This window comes from Neobacillus paridis (genome assembly GCF_016765675.1).
Taxonomy (GTDB): domain Bacteria; phylum Bacillota; class Bacilli; order Bacillales; family Cytobacillaceae; genus Neobacillus; species Neobacillus paridis.
On record NZ_JAESWB010000378.1, the window covers coordinates 1 to 611 of the forward strand.

1 protein-coding gene is annotated in these 611 nt (G+C 65.8%); it reads left to right on the plus strand.

The window, feature by feature from the left end; translation table 11 throughout:
* Window positions 1-611: dihydrodipicolinate synthase family protein (locus JK635_RS29280; RefSeq protein WP_202656339.1), on the plus strand; the 611-nt coding region annotated here is incomplete at both ends.

Sequence of the window (611 nt, forward strand, 5' to 3'; positions counted from 1 at the left end):
CATTCTCGGATGACGGTGCGCTCGACCTCGACAGCACCGACCGCATGGTCGACTTCTGCCTGGACAGTGGCGTCGACGGCCTGACCATACTCGGCATCATGGGCGAAGCCACCAAGCTGACCGCCGAGGAGTCACGGGTATTCGCCAAGCGGGTGCTGGACCGGGTCCGTGGCCGCGTGCCGGTGATCGTTGGCGCTTCCGCGCCCGGCTTTGCCCCCATGGGCGAGCTGGCAAAAAGCGTGATGGACATGGGCGCGGCCGGCGTGATGGTGGCGCCGGCCTCAACGCTGCGCACCGATGACCAGATCATTGCCTATTTCGACATGGTCAGCGAAACCCTGGGCAGCCAGGTGCCCTGGGTGCTGCAAGACCATCCGGTTTCAACCGGCGTGCAGATGGCCACACCGGTGGTGCTGCGCATCATGAAGAATTCCCCAAGCTGCGTGATGCTCAAGCACGAGGACAGTCCGGGCCTGGCCAAGCTGAGCGCCATCCGCGCCGCCAGCGACCGTGGCGAAGTGCGCCGCCTGTCCATCCTGGCTGGCAATGGCGGCGGTCTGTTCCTGCCGGAAGAACTGAGCCGCGGCGCAGATGGCGCCATGACCGGTTTC